Annotated in this window: 4 protein-coding genes; all 4 read right to left on the bottom strand. The window is 69.1% G+C overall.

Going from position 1 to position 3401, the window contains the following annotated elements; translation table 11 throughout:
* Positions 1-386: tryptophan synthase subunit alpha (locus tag A5695_RS16795; protein WP_197515523.1), on the bottom strand; the 386-nt coding region annotated here is incomplete at its 3' end.
* Positions 383-1645, bottom strand: a complete 1263-nt coding sequence (gene trpB, locus A5695_RS16790) for a tryptophan synthase subunit beta (protein WP_068084326.1) — start codon at positions 1643-1645, stop codon at positions 383-385. The genes A5695_RS16795 and trpB, both read right to left, overlap by 4 nt.
* 74 nt (positions 1646-1719) lie before the next feature.
* Complete coding sequence (gene trpC, locus A5695_RS16785; protein ID WP_068084323.1) at positions 1720-2538, bottom strand: indole-3-glycerol phosphate synthase TrpC; 819 nt, start codon at positions 2536-2538, stop codon at positions 1720-1722.
* A 113-nt stretch (positions 2539-2651) separates the two neighbouring features.
* Positions 2652-3341 carry a TIGR02234 family membrane protein gene (locus tag A5695_RS16780; RefSeq protein WP_068084320.1) on the bottom strand — a complete coding sequence of 230 codons (690 nt, stop codon included), beginning with the start codon at positions 3339-3341 and terminating at the stop codon, positions 2652-2654.
* Positions 3342-3401: the final 60 nt, after the last annotated feature.

The raw sequence follows: 3401 nt of genomic DNA, 5'->3' as shown, positions 1-3401 counted from the left end.
TGCCCGCCGGCCGCCGCGAGATCCCGCGCGAAGGCGTCGACCCCGTAGCGCAGCACGGGATTCCAATAGGTCATCACCACCGCGCGTCCGCCGGCCGCACTGATCGCCTCCACCGCGGCGAGCGTGTCGCGCACCCGCACTCCCCCTTGCAGCGCGGCCTCGGTGGCCCGGGCGATCGTCGGCCCATCCATGCCGGGATCCGAGTAGGGCACGCCGACTTCGATGATGTCGCAACCGGATTCGACCAGGGCGAGCATTCCGTCCACCGAGCCCGACACGTCGGGGTAGCCGGTGGGCAGGTAGCCGATCAGGGCCGCGCGATTTTCCTTGCGGCACAAGTCGAAGACGGGGCCGAGCTTGCTGGCCTGCCGGTGTTGCACACTCATCGCTCGCTGGGCCCCATCAGGCCGAACCATTTAGCGGCCGTCTCGACATCCTTGTCACCACGGCCCGACAGGTTCACCACGATGATCGCGCCCTGCCCCAACTCGGGACCCAGCTTGACCGCACCCGCGACCGCATGCGCGGATTCGATGGCCGGGATGATGCCCTCGGTGCGGCACAGCAGCGCGAACGCGTCCATCGCCTCCGCGTCGGTGACCGGCCGATATTCCGCGCGCCCGATCTCCTTCAGATACGCGTGCTCGGGACCGACCCCGGGATAGTCGAGACCCGCCGAGATCGAATGGGACTCGATGGTCTGGCCGTCCTCGTCCTGCAGCAGGTACGAGAACGACCCCTGGAAGGCCCCCGGCGATCCGCCGGCGAAAGTAGCGGCATGCCTTCCCGTCTCGACGCCGTCACCGGCCGCCTCGAAACCGACCAGGCGCACCCCCGGATCGTCGATGAACGGGTGGAAGATGCCGATGGCGTTGGATCCACCGCCGACGCAGGCCACGACCGCGTCCGGCAACCGGCCCGCCTGGGCCTGGATCTGCACGCGCGCCTCCAGCCCGATGATCCGTTGGAAATCGCGCACCATCGCCGGAAACGGATGCGGCCCGGCCGCGGTGCCGAAGCAGTAGTAGGTGCGCTCGGCGTTGGTCACCCAGTCGCGGAACGCCTCGTTGATGGCGTCTTTGAGCGTCTTGGAACCGCTCTGGACCGACACCACCTCGGCGCCCAGCAGTCGCATCCGTGCCACGTTGAGCGCCTGGCGCGCGGTGTCGACGGCGCCCATGTAAATGACGCAGTCCAGGCCGAGCAGGGCGCATGCGGTGGCCGTGGCGACGCCGTGCTGCCCGGCCCCGGTCTCGGCGATCACCCGGTTCTTACCCATCCTCTTAGCCAGCAACGCCTGACCGAGAACATTGTTGATCTTGTGAGAACCGGTGTGGTTCAGGTCTTCTCGCTTGAGGAAGATGCGCGCCGATCCGGCATGCTCGGACAGCCGGGTGGCCTCATACAGCGGTGAAGGCCGGCCGGCGTAATTGGCCTGCAAGTCGTCCAACGTGTCTAGGAAATCGGGGTTGATGCGTTCCTTCTCGTAGGCGGCGGTGACCTCTTCGATCACCGCCATCAACGCCTCCGCCACGTAACGGCCGCCGAACACGCCGAAATGGCCGCCAGCATCGGGTTCGTGGCTGGTGGTTTCGGCGACGGCTGCACTCGGAAGGGGAAGGTCCGGGCGGGACGAATTGACCATCACCAAGGCTCTACGCGGGGACGGCTCATCAGGTTCAACGTTTCAGCGCCGGGGATCTTCAAGTGACTTGACGACTAGCGAGACGGTTTCGGACAAGACGGGTGGGTTCCCGCGGTGACCAGGTCGGCGACCGCGGCGCGCGGGTCACCGCTTTTGACCAGACCCTCGCCGACCAGGACGGCGTCCGCACCAGCGCCGGCGTACGCCAACAGATCCCCGGTGCCGCGCACACCGGACTCGGCGACCCTGATCACCTTGCTCGGCAGCCCAGGGGCGATGCGCGCGAAGCAATCCCGGTCGACCTCCAGGGTCGCGAGATCGCGTGCGTTGACGCCGATTACGTTGGCCCCGGCCTTGAGCGCCCGGTCGGCCTCCTCCTCGGTGTGCACTTCGACAAGGGCCGTCATGCCAAGTGATTCGGTGCGATCCAGCATCGACACCAGGGCCGACTGGTCCAGCGCGGCAACGATGAGCAGCAGCATGTCGGCGCCGTGCGCGCGCGCTTCGTGGATCTGATACGGCTGCACGACAAAGTCTTTGCGCAATACCGGGATCGAGACCGCGGCGCGGACCGCGTCGAGGTCGTCGAGCGATCCGTGAAAGCGCCGCTCCTCGGTCAAGACGCTGATGATCCGGGCCCCGCCGTCCTCGTAGGCGCGGGCCAGCTTCGCCGGATCGGCAATGGTCGCCAGGGAACCCGCCGACGGACTGGCGCGCTTGACTTCGGCGATGACACCGATGCCGGGCTCGCGCAACGCGGCCATCACGTCGCGCGGCGGCGGCGCGGCGGCAGCGGCGGCTTTGATTTCGGAAAGGCTGATGAGGGCTTCGCGCGCCGCAACGTCGGCCCGGACTCCCTCGAGGATGGAGTCAAGCACGGTAGCCGGACTCATGCCTGTTGCTTCCCTTCGCGCTGTTAACCATCGTCACCCCGCGACCGATCTGACAACTCTGAGCCGATTGCGACGACGTCAATGAAGGGTAGCGGCCCTCGGCACGCGGCCCGTCACCGACCCTCGGTGTCCGCGTCGCGCGGCCGATCGGTGGGGTCCCGCGTTGGGTCGCAGCCCTCGTCAAGTGCGTCCCAGATCATCCGCTCCGAGATTTCCGGCGTCTCCGGCTGCTCCAGCATCGCGCCATCGGCGTCGTCGCGGAGCACATTTGAGCGGCGCGTCGCGGGCCCGGCGTACTTTTCCGCGCTCACCCGGGCCGCGCCGGAATCGCCGGCCGAGCGCAGCAACAGCACCGCCGCGATGAGGGTGCATGCGGCGGCGGCCACCGCGATGCCCGCGCCGACGTAGCGCCGCTCGGTTCCCACCAGCGACATCACGGCGACGTGCGCCAGCTCGGCCCCGCGCACGGCGACGTCCGGCAGCGCCCACAGGCTGACCCCGAGATACCCGACCGCCAGGCTGGCCAACGCCAGCAGCCCCGCCAGCGCCCGCAGCGGCCAGCCGCGTACCGCGATGGCCGCGACGGCCGCCGCCAGCATCAGCACCGCCAACGGCAGCAGCGCCGTCGACCACGCCGCGCCGGACAGCGTCACGTCGCGGGGCGGACTCAGCCCGTCGAACGACCGGATCACCACCCACGGCAGCCGGGACGCCGCCCACAACGCCGCGGCGGACAGCACCAGCAATGCCTGCGCCACCCCGACGGATAGCCGCCCCCGCCGATTGGGCCGCGCCTCAGTCATGCTGGTCGGCGTCGGGTGCCGTCAGCGTCTCGGCGGCCGCGATCGCGTTGAGCACCGCGC

This window comes from Mycobacterium sp. E1747 (assembly GCF_001667775.1).
Lineage (GTDB): Bacteria > Actinomycetota > Actinomycetes > Mycobacteriales > Mycobacteriaceae > Mycobacterium.
This window is presented reverse-complemented; position numbering and strand designations above follow the sequence as displayed.